This window comes from Odoribacter laneus YIT 12061 (genome assembly GCF_000243215.1).
Taxonomy (GTDB): domain Bacteria; phylum Bacteroidota; class Bacteroidia; order Bacteroidales; family Marinifilaceae; genus Culturomica; species Culturomica lanea.
Map to the genome: position 1 here is coordinate 23,437 of NZ_JH594596.1, position 16,200 is coordinate 39,636.

At 44.8% G+C, this 16,200-nt stretch carries 17 protein-coding genes; 10 read left to right on the forward strand and 7 right to left on the reverse strand.

Annotation, left to right across the window (positions count from 1 at the left end):
- Positions 1-33: 33 nt before the first annotated feature.
- From HMPREF9449_RS00120 to HMPREF9449_RS00145, 6 genes are all read left to right on the forward strand, one after another.
- The gene (locus HMPREF9449_RS00120; RefSeq protein ID WP_009135178.1) at positions 34-1,041 is read left to right on the forward strand and encodes a DUF362 domain-containing protein; all 1,008 of its coding nucleotides are present in this window, start codon (positions 34-36) and stop codon (positions 1,039-1,041) included.
- Between the two features lies 1 nt (position 1,042).
- A complete protein-coding gene (locus tag HMPREF9449_RS00125) occupies positions 1,043-2,191 on the forward strand; it encodes an aldo/keto reductase (protein ID WP_009135179.1) in 1,149 nt (382 codons plus the stop codon).
- A 54-nt stretch (positions 2,192-2,245) separates the two neighbouring features.
- Positions 2,246-4,141 carry a TonB-dependent receptor gene (locus HMPREF9449_RS00130; RefSeq protein ID WP_009135180.1) on the forward strand — a complete coding sequence of 632 codons (1,896 nt, stop codon included), beginning with the start codon at positions 2,246-2,248 and terminating at the stop codon, positions 4,139-4,141.
- A gap of 34 nt (positions 4,142-4,175) precedes the next feature.
- Complete coding sequence (locus tag HMPREF9449_RS00135; protein ID WP_009135181.1) at positions 4,176-4,688, forward strand: hypothetical protein; 513 nt, start codon at positions 4,176-4,178, stop codon at positions 4,686-4,688.
- Between the two features lie 126 nt (positions 4,689-4,814).
- Positions 4,815-5,657, forward strand: coding sequence for an aldo/keto reductase (locus tag HMPREF9449_RS00140; protein WP_040611131.1), 843 nt, complete (start codon positions 4,815-4,817; stop codon positions 5,655-5,657).
- A 431-nt stretch (positions 5,658-6,088) separates the two neighbouring features.
- Positions 6,089-7,198, forward strand: coding sequence for an alpha/beta hydrolase (locus HMPREF9449_RS00145; protein ID WP_009135183.1), 1,110 nt, complete (start codon positions 6,089-6,091; stop codon positions 7,196-7,198).
- A 219-nt stretch (positions 7,199-7,417) separates the two neighbouring features.
- Here the strand turns inward: HMPREF9449_RS00145 and HMPREF9449_RS00150 are convergent, their stop codons facing one another.
- The 4 genes from HMPREF9449_RS00150 to HMPREF9449_RS00165 form a co-directional block, all read right to left on the reverse strand.
- Positions 7,418-8,314: a helix-turn-helix domain-containing protein gene (locus HMPREF9449_RS00150; protein ID WP_009135184.1), complete on the reverse strand. Its 897-nt coding sequence runs from the start codon at positions 8,312-8,314 to the stop codon at positions 7,418-7,420.
- 188 nt (positions 8,315-8,502) lie between these two features.
- On the reverse strand, positions 8,503-9,411 hold the full coding sequence (locus HMPREF9449_RS00155) for a helix-turn-helix domain-containing protein (protein ID WP_009135185.1): 909 nt from the start codon (positions 9,409-9,411) through the stop codon (positions 8,503-8,505).
- 22 nt (positions 9,412-9,433) lie between these two features.
- Positions 9,434-10,348 (reverse strand): helix-turn-helix domain-containing protein, encoded by a 915-nt coding sequence (locus HMPREF9449_RS00160; protein WP_040611439.1) that lies wholly within the window; start codon positions 10,346-10,348, stop codon positions 9,434-9,436.
- A 155-nt stretch (positions 10,349-10,503) separates the two neighbouring features.
- Complete coding sequence (locus tag HMPREF9449_RS00165; RefSeq protein WP_009135187.1) at positions 10,504-11,622, reverse strand: carboxymuconolactone decarboxylase family protein; 1,119 nt, start codon at positions 11,620-11,622, stop codon at positions 10,504-10,506.
- 372 nt (positions 11,623-11,994) lie between these two features.
- Here HMPREF9449_RS00165 and HMPREF9449_RS00170 point away from each other — a divergent pair, with 372 nt between their 5' ends.
- The 4 genes from HMPREF9449_RS00170 (at position 11,995) to HMPREF9449_RS00185 (ending at position 14,773) form a co-directional block, all read left to right on the forward strand.
- Complete coding sequence (locus tag HMPREF9449_RS00170; RefSeq protein WP_083833147.1) at positions 11,995-12,369, forward strand: flavodoxin; 375 nt, start codon at positions 11,995-11,997, stop codon at positions 12,367-12,369.
- A gap of 7 nt (positions 12,370-12,376) precedes the next feature.
- Positions 12,377-12,862 (forward strand): cyclophilin-like fold protein, encoded by a 486-nt coding sequence (locus HMPREF9449_RS00175; protein WP_009135189.1) that lies wholly within the window; start codon positions 12,377-12,379, stop codon positions 12,860-12,862.
- 5 nt (positions 12,863-12,867) lie between these two features.
- Complete coding sequence (locus HMPREF9449_RS00180) at positions 12,868-14,058, forward strand: MFS transporter (protein WP_009135190.1); 1,191 nt, start codon at positions 12,868-12,870, stop codon at positions 14,056-14,058.
- 394 nt (positions 14,059-14,452) lie between these two features.
- Positions 14,453-14,773 carry an HU family DNA-binding protein gene (locus HMPREF9449_RS00185; protein ID WP_009135191.1) on the forward strand — a complete coding sequence of 107 codons (321 nt, stop codon included), beginning with the start codon at positions 14,453-14,455 and terminating at the stop codon, positions 14,771-14,773.
- Here HMPREF9449_RS00185 and HMPREF9449_RS00190 read toward each other — a convergent pair.
- The 3 genes from HMPREF9449_RS00190 to HMPREF9449_RS00200 form a co-directional block, all read right to left on the reverse strand.
- Positions 14,768-15,349, reverse strand: a complete 582-nt coding sequence (locus HMPREF9449_RS00190) for a hypothetical protein (protein ID WP_009135192.1) — start codon at positions 15,347-15,349, stop codon at positions 14,768-14,770. The two genes, HMPREF9449_RS00185 and HMPREF9449_RS00190, sit on opposite strands and share 6 nt — an antisense overlap.
- Positions 15,346-15,576, reverse strand: coding sequence for a hypothetical protein (locus HMPREF9449_RS00195; RefSeq protein ID WP_009135193.1), 231 nt, complete (start codon positions 15,574-15,576; stop codon positions 15,346-15,348). The genes HMPREF9449_RS00190 and HMPREF9449_RS00195 overlap by 4 nt, the downstream gene beginning before the upstream one ends.
- 214 nt (positions 15,577-15,790) lie before the next feature.
- Entirely contained in the window at positions 15,791-16,198 is a 408-nt protein-coding gene (locus HMPREF9449_RS00200) for a pyrophosphohydrolase domain-containing protein (RefSeq protein ID WP_009135194.1), read from the reverse strand.
- Between the last annotated feature and the right edge of the window lie 2 nt (positions 16,199-16,200).

Sequence of the window (16,200 nt, forward strand, 5' to 3'; positions counted from 1 at the left end):
TCTGAGAATTCGTATAAATTAAATAGTGAATTTATGAAAAAGTATGGTATCGTATTTTTGGCCATAACATTTACGTCTCTTACGATGTATGGTTGCACCCCTTCTTCAGCAGTAGACAAGAATAAGAACAGACAGGAACAACCGGAAAAGGAGACGCCTGAAGGCGGAAAAGCATCCGTAGTTTATTTCACCAGGGAAATTACTCCTGAAGCGCTGATGCGTGTTTATAAGGCGTTGGGACGCACTGCCACCGGAAAGGTTGCCGTCAAGTTAAGTACGGGAGAACCCGGAGGGAATAACTTTTTGAAACCGGCATTAATTGCCGGCTTGGTGAAAGAAGTAAACGGCATCATTGTGGAGTGTAACACAGCTTACGGCGGTGGACGTTCTAATACAGAAGCACACCTGAAAGCTGCCGAAGACCACGGCTTTACCGCCATTGCTCCGGTCGATATCATGGATGCGGAAGGTGAAAGCCGCCTTCCCGTGGCCGGTGGTAAACATTTGACCGAAGATATTGTCGGTTCTCACTACCTCAATTATGATTTTACCGTGGTACTTTCGCATTTCAAAGGGCACGCCATGGGAGGTTTCGGAGGGGCTATCAAGAATATCTCTATCGGCATAGCTTCTTCTAACGGAAAGCGCCTGATACATTCTGCAGGAGAGAGTACTACGAGCTGGGGAAATCCTGCACAGGATGATTTCCTGGAATCTATGGCAGAAGCCGCAAAAGGGGTCATCGACCATTGCGGTGAAAAAATTCTTTACATCAGTGTGATGAATAATCTGTCGGTGGATTGTGATTGTGACTCTCATCCGGCGGCTCCCCAGATGGGGGATGTCGGTATACTTGCTTCGCTGGATCCGGTGGCCCTCGATAAGGCTTGTGTGGACCTGGTTTATTTATCTTCGGACCCGGGGAAAGTACATCTGATAGAGCGCATGGAGTCGCGCCATGGCATTCATACGCTGGAATATGCGGAAGCCATCGGTATAGGTAGTCAAAAATATGAGTTGGTTGATTTAGACAAAAAATGAGATGGAGTATCGGAAATTAGGAAGAACCGGCTTGTCCGTCAGTGCTATCGGACTGGGCTGTGAAGGCTTTATCGGCCTGTCGGAAGAGGATACGTGCCGACAGATGGACTTTGCCATTGCACAAGGCATCAATTTTATGGACATGTACTCTTCTAATCCCGGCTTACGTACGAATATAGGCAAGGCTTTAGTGGGCTATCGGCCGCAGTTTGTAATACAGGGACATTTGTGTGCCACCTGGGAAAACGGCCAGTATTTACGTACCCGTGACGTGGATAAAACGCTGGCCGCTTTCGAGGAGCAGCTCCGTTTGTTGCGGACGGACTATCTGGACATCGGTATGATACATTATGTAGACGATGAAAAGGATTTCCGTTGTGTATTTGAAGGGCCTATCATCCAGCTTGCCCTTCGCTTGAAGCAGGAAGGACGAATCCGCCATATCGGTATGAGCAGTCACAACCCTCGGGTGGCGATAAAGGCTGTGGAAAGCGGATTGGTGGATGTGTTGATGTTCTCCATCAACCCCTGTTATGATTTGCAACCTGCCAGTGAAGAGGTGGAAGATTTGTGGAAGGATGAAAATTATGAACGTGAGCTGCACAATATCGATCCGGAGCGCGAACTGTTGTACGAACTCTGTGAGCAGAAAGGCGTAGGTATCGACGTGATGAAGGTGTATGGGGGAGGGGATTTGCTGAGTGAAGCCAACTCTCCTTTCGGGAAAGCCTTCACCCCGGTACAATGTCTGGAATATGCATTGACACGTCCGGGTGTGGCATCCGTCATGGTCGGTTGCCGCAATTGTGAGGAAGTACAGAGGGCAGTGGATTGGTGCAGCGCGACGAAGGAAGAAAAGGACTACACTTCGGTTATGCAGGGTATGGACCGTTTCTCGTGGAAAGGACATTGTATGTATTGCGGACACTGCGCCCCTTGTGTGGTTGGAATTGATGTGGCCAGTGTCAATAAATACTACAATCTGACCGTAGCCGAAGGATTTGTACCTGAAACCGTGCGAGAGCATTATAAAGCTCTTTCGCACCATGCTTCCGAGTGCATCCGTTGCGGTAGTTGTGAAAAGAACTGTCCTTTCGGGGTCGATATTCGCGGACACATGCAGAGGGCGACGGAAAGATTTGGATATTGAAAAGGAATTGTGGCCTTTGATTGAACAGAATAAATCATCAAATAGCGAACAGAAATGAAAAAGAACAAACACTGTTTACAACGATTAGCCGGAGGAATTCTTTTCTGTACGGCTTTATTTGGCATGACGGGCGCATCTGCCCAAGCGGTCGTGGATACCAACCGGATCTATCGCCTTGACGAGGTGGTGGTGACGGGCAGTAATCATGCAACCGGGCGGAATTTGCTTCCTTATACCGTTTCCGTTATCGGGAATTCCCAGTTGGAAGCTAGCGGACAGACCCAGTTGCTTTCCGCTATTTCCGTTCAGGTGCCGAGTTTGTTCATATCCGAACGCAATATTTTCGGATTCGGTGTCAGCAACGGTGGCTCGGGCGGCATTAAAATCCGCGGTGTAGGCGGTTCACCTACCAATTCCGTTTTGATGATGGTGGACGGACAACCCCAGTTTGCCGGAATTTATTCCCATCCTATAGCAGACTTCTACGGGACGGAATACGTGGAGCGGGTGGAAGTGCTTCGCGGGCCCGGTTCCGTGCTCTACGGTTCCAATGCCATGGGCGGTGTCATCAATGTCATTACGAAGAATGCTGGTAAGGACGGAGTGCATACCACACTCACTTCACAATACGGTTCTTACAATACATGGCTGTCTTCGCTTACCAACACCACCCGCTTCGGGAAATTCTCCTCGCTTGTGTCGCTTAGTTACGACCGTACAGACGGACTAAAGGATAATTTCGATTTCAGGCAAGGCAACCTGTATACCAAACTGGGATATGATTTCAGTGATTCCTGGCAAGCGCGGGCGGATTACTCGCTGATGAATTTCGTCGGCAACGATCCCATCTATCCGACATTGAGCAATCCGGAATCTACCGATATTTATCACCAGAACGTCACCCGGGGCGAAGCGTCATTGTCACTGAACAACTATTATGGCAATACCAGCGGTAGTGTACGGGTATATTACAGCTACGGCAACCATTATATCGATGATCCCCGCCATTTCCATAGCTTGGACGACCGTTTCGGTATCCTCGCTTATCAGAATTTTAATCCCTGGAAAAATGCAGCCGCTACATTCGGTTTCGACTTTGACACTTACACCGGCAGGATTCCGATGTCTGGTGGACATACACACGGAGACGGCAGTACTGCTGCCCAGATGCAGACTATCGGTCGCAAAAGCATTACGGAGTATTCTCCTTACCTCACTTTTTCTCAGAATCTGTTCGGAGGCATGCTGATTCTGAATGCCGGACTTCGCATGGCGAACAGTGATCGATTTGATACCCAATGGATTCCGCAGGGAGGTTTCGTTGTTCATCCCGCCGAAGGCTGGCTGCTGAAAGGATCTCTCGCAAAAGGCTACCGCAATCCGTCTTTCCGCGAGATGTACCTCTACGGCCCCGCTAATCCCGATCTCGACCCGGAAAATATGATGAACTATGAGGTGACGGTGGGTAAAAACTTCTCCCCTTATTTCGGTATTGACGTAACCGGTTATTACAGCAAGGGCGACAATCTGATTCAGACGGTGAGCGGAAAGAACGTAAACACAGGTCGTTTCATCAACAAAGGGATAGAAGTGACAGCCAACAGTCGGCCCCTCGCTAAGCTGTCGCTGATGGCTACTTACAGTTATCTCCACACTTCAGCGGATCTGGCGGCAGCACCGAAAAACCAGTATTTCCTGGGGATCGGCTGGCAGGCACTGCCGAAGCTTCGGGTGGATGCTGAATTGAAGGGTGTTGGCGGCCTGTATATTGCCAGCGGTATGGACAATGAAAACTATACATTGCTTAATATGAAGCTCTCTTACAAAGTAATCCGTGTCCTGGAACTGTTTGCCAGATTGGATAATATCACCAATGCCGCCTATACCATCAACCGGGGATATGAAATGCCGGGATTTACAGGGATGGGCGGCTTCAAATTCCATTTTTAAAAATCATCCTCTCACCCTTTTAAAGGAAAAATAAATGGAAACAACAACTGTAAAACTTTATTCGCTGGACTACAGCAATGCAAAAACCTATCTGGCGGCTTCCTTATTCGTTGTAGGCAACGTCGCCTTGCCACAGGTGTTCCATCTTGTGCCTCAGGGTGGACAGACCTGGCTGCCGATCTATTTCTTTACCTTGATCGGTGCGTACAAATATGGTTGGAAGGTAGGGCTACTGACAGCCATCGCTTCGCCTCTCGTCAACTCTTGGCTTTTTGGGATGCCGCCGGTTGCTGCTCTGCCTGCTATCCTATTGAAGTCCGTAGGGCTCGCCCTTGCTGCCGGGTTGGCCGCACGCCGCTTCCAACGCGTTTCACTGCCTGTTTTATTGACTGTCGTCATGGACTATCAAATCGTCGGCACCTTGGGAGAATGGACTATGAAAGGCAGTTTTTACACTGCCGTGCAGGATTTCCGTATCGGTCTTCCGGGTATGGCTTTGCAAATCGTCGGGGGGTATTTGTTCATCAAACATTTAATCTGCAGATAACCGCATTGTGCGGTGAATGCGGAATATTCAGAGGGGACCGGTAAAAATGGTACGTAAATCCGTAATCCGTGTAAGGAAGCTTTACAGAGAATCCGCTAATTTTGTACCGAACGAAAACATAAAATGATGGATACAGTAAAATTGAATAATGGGGTCGAAATGCCGGTGTTGGGCTACGGCGTTTATCAGGTAACACCCGAGGAGTGTGAACGCTGCGTTGCAGATGCTTTGAGTATAGGTTACCGTTCTATCGATACAGCACAGGCTTATGCCAATGAAGAAGGTGTAGGCAATGCCGTGAAGAAAAGCGGCATTGCCCGTAAAGAAGTTTTCATTACCACCAAAGTCTGGATTTCCAATGCCGGTTATGAACGGGCGAAAGCTTCTATCGACGAATCCTTGCGTAAGCTGCAAAGTGACTATGTGGATTTGCTGTTGATTCACCAGCCTTTTAACGACTACTACGGCACTTATCGGGCTATGGAAGAAGCTTATAAAGCAGGTAAGGCGCGTGCTATCGGCCTGAGTAATTTCTATCCTGACCGTTTTGTAGATTTGGCTGAGTGCTGCGAAATCAAACCGATGGTAAACCAGGTAGAAACACATGTATTTAACCAACAGACGGAACCACAGAAAATCATGGAGCGTTACGGTACGCGTATCATGTCGTGGGGGCCGTTTGCCGAAGGACGGAACGACTTCTTTGCCAATGCAACCTTGCAAGCAATCGGCAAAAAATATGGCAAGTCTGTAGCGCAAACAGCTTTGCGCTTCCTTATTCAACGCGGAGTGATTGTCATTCCGAAATCTACCCGCAAAGAGCGTATGATTGAAAACTTTGAGGTTTTCGATTTTGCCTTGACGGACGAAGATATGCAGGAAATAACTGGACTCGACCGGAAAAAAAGCCTGTTCTTATCGCATGATGATCCGGAAATAGTAAAGTGGCTGATCGGCTTAGTGAAGTGAAAAATAACCGGATAACAAACAGGAATCGGATTGCCCCCTATTTGCCCTATCTAGGGGGAAGTGGGGCGTTTTAATTTTCAGACAAACTATCGTTTGAATCGAAAAAACGGGGGATAAGCATCAGTTGTATCTTGATGTCCTATAATAAACTACAAAAAAGGGAACATTTATTTAATAAAGCCGGCATCCAGAGGGCAAGCCTCGGGATCGAACAGATTAGGATATTGCTCGGTTATACCTATTTTTAGAAAGGAACCTCCTTTATATCCGGAACATTGGCTTTTATCCCGAACAAAGATTGCGTTTTTATCTTACTCGGCTTCGGATATGCGTCTGAAAATCTGTAATTAGGGTTAACCTTTCCTTAATTTGGGTATAAGACGACAGCTACTTATTTCCTATTTTTGTCATATAAATAATAAATCAGTCGTATGAAGAGAAATTTGTTTTTAACTACCTTGATAATTATTGCCTTTTCCATTTCCTGTTATGGGAAAGGCAAACAGCAGGCTACCGGACCGATACATGCGGCCGGGGCAAACGAGAATCATTTTAAATCCGATATGACCATGAACGAAAATCTGATTTTAACTCAACAGTGGGACAAAGTATTCCCGCAGAGCGACCAGGTAAATCACAGTAAGGTGACTTTCCGCAACCGCTACGGCATCACTCTTGCAGCCGATTTGTATGTACCGAAAAATGCCGCCGGCAAGCTGCCTGCTATCGCCGTCTGCGGTCCTTTCGGAGCCGTAAAAGAACAATCATCGGGCTTGTATGCGCAGACAATGGCCGAGCGTGGCTTCCTGACCCTTGCATTCGACCCTTCCTATACGGGTGAGAGCGGTGGTGAACCCCGTTACGTAGCATCGCCCGACATCAATACCGAAGATTTTTGCGCTGCCGTCGATTACCTCTCGACACGCGATGATGTGGACGCTGCGCGTATCGGCATCATCGGCATTTGTGGCTGGGGTGGCATGGCTCTCAATGCTGCGGCGATCGACACCCGTATCAAGGCGACGGCCGCTGCAACGATGTACGACATGAGCCGTGTAAATGCCAACGGCTATTTCGACGCGATGGATACCGATGCGCGTTACGAACTGCGCAAACAACTCAACGCCCAGCGGACGGAGGATGCGAAGAACGGTACGTATGCGCTCGCAGGCGGTGTTATCGATCCGCTGCCCGACGATGCACCGCAGTTCTTGAAAGATTATCATGCCTATTACAAGACCACGCGCGGTTACCATCCCCGTTCCCTCAACTCAAACGACGGCTGGAACAAAACTTCCGCTTTGTCGTTCATCAATATGCCCATCCTTTCTTATAGCGATGAAATCCGCAGTGCCGTGCTCCTGATTCACGGAGAAAAAGCTCACTCCCGCTATTTCAGCGAAGATGCCTTCAAAAAATTGAAAGGCGATAACAAAGAACTGCTGATTATTCCCGGTGCGAGCCACGTAGATTTATACGACCGTATGAACATCATTCCTTTCGACAAATTGGAAACATTTTTCAAGGAGTATCTGAAATGAAATCAAAAAAGATAGCGAAAATCTGATAAAGAAGAGGAAGTTAAACTCCGGCAATAGCGGCTCGTTTCCGCTTGCCGGAGTACAGAAGGATAAGTTGTCGAGCACCCGGCTTTGACTTTGTGCTGACGAGCCCTGCTCTTAACCCTGTTTCGGAAATTATCCGGCTGACCAGCAAGAACTGACTGGAAGATAAGAACGGGAGAAGGGTAGGGGTAAATTTTAGTTTTGTGCCAACCTATAATCGCTGGGAGCTATCCCTGTGATCTTTTTAAAAACCCGGCTGAAATATTGCACGCTGGCATAGCCCAGCTTTTCTGCTACCATACCCGCTGTATTACCCGGTTCGAGCAGCATTCGCCTGGAAGCTTCCAGGCGTTTAAACTGGAAATACTCCTGGATGTTTTGCCCCGTTTCAAAATATAATAAATCACTGAAATAACGAGAGGATAAATGGAGTTTGCCGGCGCAATATTCAACCGAGGGTAAAACTCCTTTCTTCAACTTCCCGGATTGAATATACTCGTCCAGCAATATATTGGTCTGAAGGATAATAGATTTGTTTGCTTCGCAACGCGTAATGAATTGGCGCTCGTAAAAGCGGGTGCAATAATCGAGCAAGAGTTCAATATGTCTCGAAATCAATGTTTTGCTATGGCAGTCTATGGAGTGTTCTAATTCATCTCCGATATTGTGCAGGCAGTCTACGATTTTACTTTTTTCGCGCAAGGACAAGTGGAGGGCTTCATCCGGTTTATAGAAGAAAAAGGTATAATCCTTTATATGCCCACCCAGCGAAGTACGGCAGAGTAAATCGGGATGAAAGGCCAGCAGCCAACCTTTCCGGCGGAGTAGTTTGTTAGGATCTATTTTAATCGATTCGCCCGGAGTAAGAAACAGAAGCGATGCGTTGGAGTAGTCATAATACTTACGTCCGTATAAGAAATCTTCTACTTCCCCTTGTATCATGATAATGGTGTAGAAATCAAATTTGATGGTACACTGCTCCAGATTGGCTTGCTCCAGATCAATGACACTGACGAGGGGGTGCAATGTTTTGTATCCCAAACAACAGTTGCACTCGTGTATGGTTTCTATATTTAATATGTTCTCTTTCATTTATATAACTTATTCCGGGTGGAAGATAGTATGTTTCAACTATACTTATTTCCCTTTTCCTTGCCTATCCGTAATGGGGGATGATACCTGTAATCTGCCGACCAAGCCGATATGTTGTTTCCATGCAAAGCAACTGCTCCTGTGCCATCTGGATACAGTTGCTTTTGCTGCGCTCTACGCTGCCGCTGTCAAAAGGTTGAACCATTCAGTTTCTTATACTCATTAGGCGAACAACCTACATTTTTCTTGAACAGGCGTGAAAAATGCTGTGCATATTGGAATCCTAATCCGTAAGCGATCTCGGATACGGATTGGTTTGTATTTACGATCCGGTCTTTGGCCATGCTTATAAGTTTGAATAAGATATGCTGTTGGGCCGTCTGACCGGTTTCCTTTTTGATGAGATCGCCGAAGTAGTTGGGAGAAAGGAATACCTTGTCTGCAAAATATTTGACGGTGGGATAACCCTTATTTTCCGCATTCTTTCCCTGAAAGTAATCATCCAACAAATTTTCGAATTGTACTAAAATATCTTTATTCACTTTACTGCGGGTATGGAATTGCCTTTCGTAAAAACGCATGCAATAATCCAGTAATAACTCAATATTTTTGGCTATCAGTATTTTGCTATGCTTGTCGATGGCATGGCTCAATTCTATTCGGATTTTATCAAAACAATCCGTGATGATTTGTTTTTCTTCTTCGGATAGGTGGAGTGCCTCGTTCACTTCGTAGGAAAAGAAAGAGTATTGCTGGATATTTTCCCCGAGCGATGTTCCTCGTATTAAATCGGGATGGAAAACGATACCGACCGACGAAGGCTTGGCATTTCCCTTCAGTTCGATTCCGATTATCTGTCCGGGGGCAAAACTGACAATTGTCCCTTCTTGATAATCGTATAATTTCTTCCCGTATTTTAGGTCACCGCATTTAGTATGCTTCAAAAAAAGCGAATAGATCCCCATATTCATACGGATGTGGTTGGGGTGGATAGTCGCTTTTGTCAAATCCACAACTCCTACCAGCGGGTGTACGGTTTCCAATCCATACAACTTATTGTACTGGTCTATCGTATCAATTTTTATTATTTCATCCATATTCCTAATACATTAGTTAAAATTATTGAAAAGCCTGTCCATATTGCAGTCTGTATTCGTTAGGCGTACAGCCGATACGTTTCTTGAATAAGCGGCAGAAATGTTGCGGATATTGGAATCCCAAGGTATAAGCAATTTCACTTACTGTCTCCTCTGTGTCTGCAATATGTTCTTTTGCCAGTTCGATCACTTTGTCCTGAATATGTTCTTGTGGCGTTTTTCCGGTTTCTTTTTTGATCATATCTCCGAAATAATTGGAAGAAAGGCATATTTTGTCTGCAAAGTATTTAACGGAAGGCAACCCTTCCCGTATCGGCAACTCGCTTTGGAAATAATCGTCCAATAGTTGCTCGAATTTGGTGAGGGCGTTTTGATTCGCATCACTCCGGCTGATGAACTGGCGTTCATAAAAACGCATACAATAGTTAAGTAACAGTTCAATATTCATGGCGATCAGGATCTTACTATGTTTGTCTATGGCATGTTCCAACTCGATATTGATTTTCGCCAGACAATCCATCACAATCCCCCTTTCCTGTTCCGAAAGATGCAGTGCCTCGTTGACGGCATAGGAGAAGAACGTATAAGTCTTGATACTTTTCCCCAGGGAAGTTCCCCGGATCAGATCGGGGTGGAATAGGATCCCATATACCTCGGGAGCCACCTCATCCTCTATCAATTCTACAGCAGCTGTCTGTCCCGGAGCAAAACAGACTATTGTTCCTGCTTCATAATCGTATGATGTCCGTCCGTATTTGATATTACAACTTTTGGTCTGTTTCAGAAAGAGTGCGTAAAGCCCGTAATTCATCTGGACATGATTAACTGTTTGGGTCGCTTTGGTAAGGTCGATGACACTTATCAAAGGATGTCGTGTTTCAAGTCCGTATAGCTTGTTGTACTGGTCTACATTCTCTAATTTTACAAGTTGATTCATAGACGTAATTGTTTGAATTGTAGCAAAGATAACGATAAAAAGCATACGGATTTCATGCATTCCGTGAAATCCGTAATTGAGGTTATATTATCTGTAATCGGGATACAACTTTTTTTCATTGCCCTTACTTGCTGGTTGCCCCTTTAAAGGACGGATTATTTCAGTTTGTCATATGCCGCGTCGGTCACCGGTTCAAGCCATTCAGCACTTGCTCCTTCAGCCGGAACACCGATGGCGATGTGCTGAAACCAACTGTCTGCTGCGGCTCCATGCCAATGTTTCGTTTCTGCAGGAATGTCGACGACGTCGCCGGGATGTAATTCGCGAGCCTCTTTGCCCCATTCCTGGTACCAGCCTCTGCCGCCTACACAGATAAGAATCTGTCCGCCTTTGTGATGGATATGCCAATTGTTACGGCAACGTGGTTCGAAGGTGACATTGGACACATGCAATTTCCCTTCACCATTTGCTAATTCTGCCAGATAGCTGTTTCCGATGAAATATTTGGCATAGGCTGTATTCAGTTCGCCTTTTGGAAATATACGGTTCTCTACGGGGGCGCCTTCTTTGAATTCTTCGCCGTAAACCTCTGCAATCGCTTTCCTTGCACGATAAGCTTCCGTTTCCCCTATTTTTTGCAGTAGTACGTCTGGAATAGAGTGTATTTCTGCATCCGTTAGTCCCATATTCTTTGCTCCGCGCACATGTGATTTCAATTGAGGCTCTACGCCTTTGATACCGGATAGGGCACTGACTGTTACCAGTTCCCGTTCAGGGAAAGTTAGGATATTCCGTGCGAAGATATCGCCGAAAAGATGGGCTTTTAGATAATAATCGGTTGCCGGCGCAAAAGTATAATCGAAGGGAGCACCGGAAAGCTTTGTCTGTATGGCTGTACCTTCTTTTAAAGCGTCGAACCCTTTGGGCAGTGCATCGGCATCCTTACCTTCCTGATCGGTAATCCCTTTTGCTTTGCGTTCGGCAAGAATCTGTTGAAGGACGCCTAATCCATTCAAACTGCGGGGAAAACCGGTATAAGCATAAAGGTGTGAAAGAGCTTCTTTAATTTCATTGACCGACAGCCCCTCGTCCAGGCCTGTATGGATAGCTTCGGAAAGATTTTCCAGATCACCTTTTGCCTCCAGGCATGCGATGGCAATGATGTTCTGTTGCCGTTGATTCAATACATTTTCCATTTTCTCTTGTGCATTAGTGAGAGGACAGGCAGCTACCAATAAGAGAGTTGCTGCCGTTAGTTTATTTATTGCTTTCATATAACTTATTTTTAGCTGTTTCCTAGTAATTGCTGAAAAATCATCCTTGTTGTGACAAAGATACGGTCGATTCTGCAATCGGTTTGTGTATAAATTACAGATAATTCAACCATTATTACTGTTTTACATTTTTCCGATCAAAACAACTATCGGCACATAGACCGAATTTAAACTTGACTGCGTGAATAAATAGGCCCGGTCTGTATGTATAATAAATAATGTACAAAACCTGCTCTTTCACCGATAGTTTATCTCCCTTAACCCCAAACAGAACACCTGTAATTAAGGTTATGATGTCTGTAATTCATCTACAAACGGTTTGCCTTCCTTCTCCGATATTTGCAATATAAATTTAATCTTGAAGGAAGAGATATGAAAAGTTTAAGAATGGTAGCACAATTGTGCATATTGTTTTTCTGTACCGGTCTTGATGTTGGGGCACAGACTAATAGTCCGAAAAAGATACGGGTAGCCTATGACGTAATTTTTATCGGTTCTCCCTACTGTTGGGCGACAATTGCGTCTCCCTTTACAACTTCCCTGGCATCGTATGATTTTTTGGATAAGACAATCGTGCCGTTTAAGACGCGCGAAGGCAGTCGTATGGGGCATACCGAATCGGATATCCGCAAACTCTGTCCGAAAGCGACGGTTTTGGAGGGGCTTCCCGTACGCGGGAGCAATACAACATCTTTGGGAGAAGTTGTCCGGGAGCGGCTACAAAAACTGAAGTTGGTCATAAAATAGTCCGGTCATGAAAAAACAATTGTTTATGTTTTTGCTATTGTCTGGGTTGACTATGCTTATGCTTGGCTGCAATCCGGATGTTGATCCGGTGATATCCGAAACGGAAACGCCCACGCCTGATCCGGACCTTGATCCTGTACCCGGCAATAAATTGCGGATTACAATTGGCTCTGTTTCTTTTACGGGAACCTTGGCCAATAATGCTACGGCAACGGCTTTCAAAGCATTGCTGCCGATGACGGTTTCGATGCGGGAGATGAACGGCAACGAGAAGTATTATTATTTACCGGATAATTTGCCGACTGCGGCTTCGAATCCCGGAACGATTCAAGTTGGCGATTTGATGCTCTACGGTTCGGATTGTGTTGTGCTCTTTTATGAAACGTTTCAGACATCGTATAGCTATACGCGTCTCGGAAGGCTGGATAATCCGTCGGAACTGGCGGCTTCCCTCGGTTCGGGAAGTGTAAATGTTACATTTGAGTTAATCTGATACTTATGGAAAAAACGGGTAAATTCAAATCAGGTGCATTGCTTGTGTTTATCCTGACGACGGGTGTGTTTGGGATCATCAATACAGAAATGGGCGTAATCGGTATTTTGCCTTTGATTGCCGAAACTTTTCACGTAACAGTTCCCGAAGCTGGTTGGACGGTAAGTGTCTTTGCTTTGGTGGTGGCTTTGTCCGCTCCGGTCATGCCGTTGTTGTTTTCAGGGATAAACCGGAAAAAGGTGATGTTACTGGCTCTAGGGATTTTCCTGTTGAGCAATATTATTTCGATGATCACCTCTAATTTTACGGTTTTATTGTTAGCAAGGGCACTCCCGGCATTCATGCATCCGGTGTATGTTTCGATGGCTTTTACTGTGGCGGCGGCCTCTGTCAGCAAAGAGAAAGCCCCGAAAGCGGTGGCAAAGGTTTTTATCGGTGTTTCCGCCGGCATGGTACTGGGGGTTCCGGTAACAAGCTTTATCGCCAGCGAAGTTTCCTTTACAGTCGGTATGGCATTTTTCGCGTTTATCAATGCGCTGGTATTGATTGCCACACTCTTTTTCGTACCTTCTATGCCTGTGAAAGAAAAATTGTCTTACGGTGAGCAGCTTCATGTGCTGAAAAGGAAGATAACGTGGTATTCCATTGCAGCCGTTACACTCATCAACGGTGCGTTATTCGGATTCTTCAGTTATCTGTCGGATTACCTGAAAACGGTTACTGAAGTTCCTTATCGCATCATCAGTATACTGTTATTGATTTACGGGCTGGCAAATATCATCGGTAATATCATTGCCGGGAAACAGCTATCGGCTAATCCGCTGCGTAGTATGTTGGCAGCTCCATTGGTGCTGATTGCGTTATACCTATGCATATTTATATGGGGTGGAGGGCTTGTAATTATGACGGTTATTATCTTTCTACTTGGAGTGCTGGCCGGGTACAGCCAGAACACTATGCAATATATGATTACGGATGCGGCGCCCGAAGCCCCGGATTTCGCCAATGGATTATACCTGTTGTCCGCCAATCTGGGTACGACGGTCGGAGCGGCTGTCTGTGGAGTATTCATCACTTTTTTCGATACGCGCTATTCCGTTGTAGGCTCCCTGCTGTTCTTGGCGGTGAGTATGGTGTTTGTCCTCCTGCGTATCCGTGTGCTTCACCCCTACAAGCCGGTTAAATTGATAAGATAGGATAGTGTTTCAAAAAGGTGTGTCATCGGATTGGTCTCCCCGTTGAGACCCCAAAAGAAAAAGCCCTTGAAAGGGATTGACTTTCAAGGGCTTTCGAGTATTATGGCGGTGCGGACGGGGCAGTAACATATCTACTTACTGACACATAGTGATACATACAGGTACATTGATTATCTTGTGATGCAATAAAGTCTGTCGCCTGTTGTTTCATTGTGTATCACTATATACCACAGAATTGAGACCTAGATTGAGACCTGCATATTTTCAATATGACGGTTCGTTATATCAATTAGATACACGTCATATTCTATCAAATCACTATATGACGGCTCGTCATATTTCTATCCAAAGGAACGATTCTTGAAAAAATCTTGTTGAACAATATATTTAGAATATGAACAAAAAAGAATTATGCAATGCACTTGCAGAAAGAACAGGGTTAAGCAAAACAGAATCCCAAAAGGCATTCAATGCTGTAATAGAAATTATAACCAACGAAATGAAACAGAACGGTAGAATCACCCTTATCGGTTTCGGTTCGTTCTCTGTGAAACAGAAAGCCGCAAGGAAAGGGATGAATCCGACTTCTTTCGCCCCGATTGATATTCCTGCTAAAAAGGTTGTAAACTTTAAGCCAAGTATCTATCTGAATCATCTCTTAAACGTCAAGAAAAGAGGGAGAAAAAGAAAAGACGAAAACAATATCAGCTTATAGCATACTTGCAATTATATCGTTGAGCATATCTTCGGCTCTCTGGTCATAATCCCGATTAGACAAATGGCTTTCAAGTTCATCAAAGCCGTTTGTCTTTTCGATTATAGACAGCAATGTCCTTAAATCATAAAAATCGGTCTTCTTACGCTGAATGTTAGCGGTATTGATGTATCTGTCAAACTTAGAGGAAAATAGGTATATTGGAGACATTACACAAATTCCGTCTATAGAAGATGTAAACTTTGTATTGGTACAATCATAATCTATCAGTATGTCTGCCTCTATCTTGACTTTCTCCAATTCTAAGGAGACCATATAGTCGGAACTGTTCTCTACGCTAATTCCGAATTTTCTACCCACCTGTTTAACGAACCTGTTCCTTTCTTTATTGGCAGATGAAGTCCAAAAATCAAGGTCGTTATCGGATCTGTTTCTCCAAAATGGAATGGAATAATATCTGCATAGCAAGTCTACTGCCGTTCCACCAATAAGGTATAAGTCGTATCGGGTAGCTGTCTTTACAATCTCCGTATCGTATGGAGTGTATTGTTGGAATAATGTTGGTGTATTGCTCATTGATTGATAAAGTCAGGGTTAATAAGCAGGTAACCGTCCAAGTCTTGGCTGTCGCCCGTATATAGATAATCTCCTATAATATCCCATTCCAAAACAGAACCTACAACCGATTGGAGCAGGCTTGACAAATTATATACATCCTCCAATGACAATCGGCAATCTTCTCTTCCTACAAACAATAATTTGCACTTTTCGTTAGGTTCTATTTTGATTGAATTAGCAGACATCTGGCTAATTATATCACTTGATAATTTTGTATAGTCTATTGATAAGATACAATTATTCTCTCTGTTTATTAGCTTGAATCTGAATATCTTTTTTTGCATAATATAAATTTTGCAACAAAGGTAGAACCTTGACTACGTCAGTTTTAGACGTATCAACATAAAAAAGAGCCACTATTCTTGATATAATGGCTCTTTGGGGGATTTATGGATAGGGTTATTTCTTGTTTTTCAAGAAACTCAAATCGGGTTCATGGTAACGGCTTGATTTCAGTATCTTACCGTCCTCTCGATAGATCGGTTTTCCATTTTCATCCAACTTGCTCATATTGCTTTCATGCACCGCATTGAAAATACGCTCAAATTCATCTTGTAAACCGTGAGAAACAACTGTCCCCAACAAGGTATAAGCTATATCGGCTAATTCTTTGGCTACCGCTTGCAGCCGTTCATCCTTTGTATCTCCTGTGATTGCGTATTCTTCTGCGTATTCATCAACTTCTTCTTTCATCACTCGCATACGAAGTTCATGCAAATCTTGGGGGATGCGCAAAGTTGGCTGTTCGTTTATGTACAAGCCAAAAGACCGATGAAATTCTTCTAATTGTTTGAGATGCTTTCTCATAC

Coding starts and splice junctions, on each gene's coding strand:
- HMPREF9449_RS00120 (WP_009135178.1), top strand. CDS start 34: ATGAAAAAGTATGGTATCGTATTTTTGGCCATAACATTTACGTCTCTT.
- HMPREF9449_RS00125 (WP_009135179.1), top strand. CDS start 1,043: ATGGAGTATCGGAAATTAGGAAGAACCGGCTTGTCCGTCAGTGCTATC.
- HMPREF9449_RS00130 (WP_009135180.1), top strand. CDS start 2,246: ATGAAAAAGAACAAACACTGTTTACAACGATTAGCCGGAGGAATTCTT.
- HMPREF9449_RS00135 (WP_009135181.1), top strand. CDS start 4,176: ATGGAAACAACAACTGTAAAACTTTATTCGCTGGACTACAGCAATGCA.
- HMPREF9449_RS00140 (WP_040611131.1), top strand. CDS start 4,815: ATGGATACAGTAAAATTGAATAATGGGGTCGAAATGCCGGTGTTGGGC.
- HMPREF9449_RS00145 (WP_009135183.1), top strand. CDS start 6,089: ATGAAGAGAAATTTGTTTTTAACTACCTTGATAATTATTGCCTTTTCC.
- HMPREF9449_RS00150 (WP_009135184.1), bottom strand. CDS start 8,314: ATGAAAGAGAACATATTAAATATAGAAACCATACACGAGTGCAACTGT.
- HMPREF9449_RS00155 (WP_009135185.1), bottom strand. CDS start 9,411: ATGGATGAAATAATAAAAATTGATACGATAGACCAGTACAATAAGTTG.
- HMPREF9449_RS00160 (WP_040611439.1), bottom strand. CDS start 10,348: ATGAATCAACTTGTAAAATTAGAGAATGTAGACCAGTACAACAAGCTA.
- HMPREF9449_RS00165 (WP_009135187.1), bottom strand. CDS start 11,622: ATGAAAGCAATAAATAAACTAACGGCAGCAACTCTCTTATTGGTAGCT.
- HMPREF9449_RS00170 (WP_083833147.1), top strand. CDS start 11,995: ATGAAAAGTTTAAGAATGGTAGCACAATTGTGCATATTGTTTTTCTGT.
- HMPREF9449_RS00175 (WP_009135189.1), top strand. CDS start 12,377: ATGAAAAAACAATTGTTTATGTTTTTGCTATTGTCTGGGTTGACTATG.
- HMPREF9449_RS00180 (WP_009135190.1), top strand. CDS start 12,868: ATGGAAAAAACGGGTAAATTCAAATCAGGTGCATTGCTTGTGTTTATC.
- HMPREF9449_RS00185 (WP_009135191.1), top strand. CDS start 14,453: ATGAACAAAAAAGAATTATGCAATGCACTTGCAGAAAGAACAGGGTTA.
- HMPREF9449_RS00190 (WP_009135192.1), bottom strand. CDS start 15,349: ATGAGCAATACACCAACATTATTCCAACAATACACTCCATACGATACG.
- HMPREF9449_RS00195 (WP_009135193.1), bottom strand. CDS start 15,576: ATGTCTGCTAATTCAATCAAAATAGAACCTAACGAAAAGTGCAAATTA.
- HMPREF9449_RS00200 (WP_009135194.1), bottom strand. CDS start 16,198: ATGAGAAAGCATCTCAAACAATTAGAAGAATTTCATCGGTCTTTTGGC.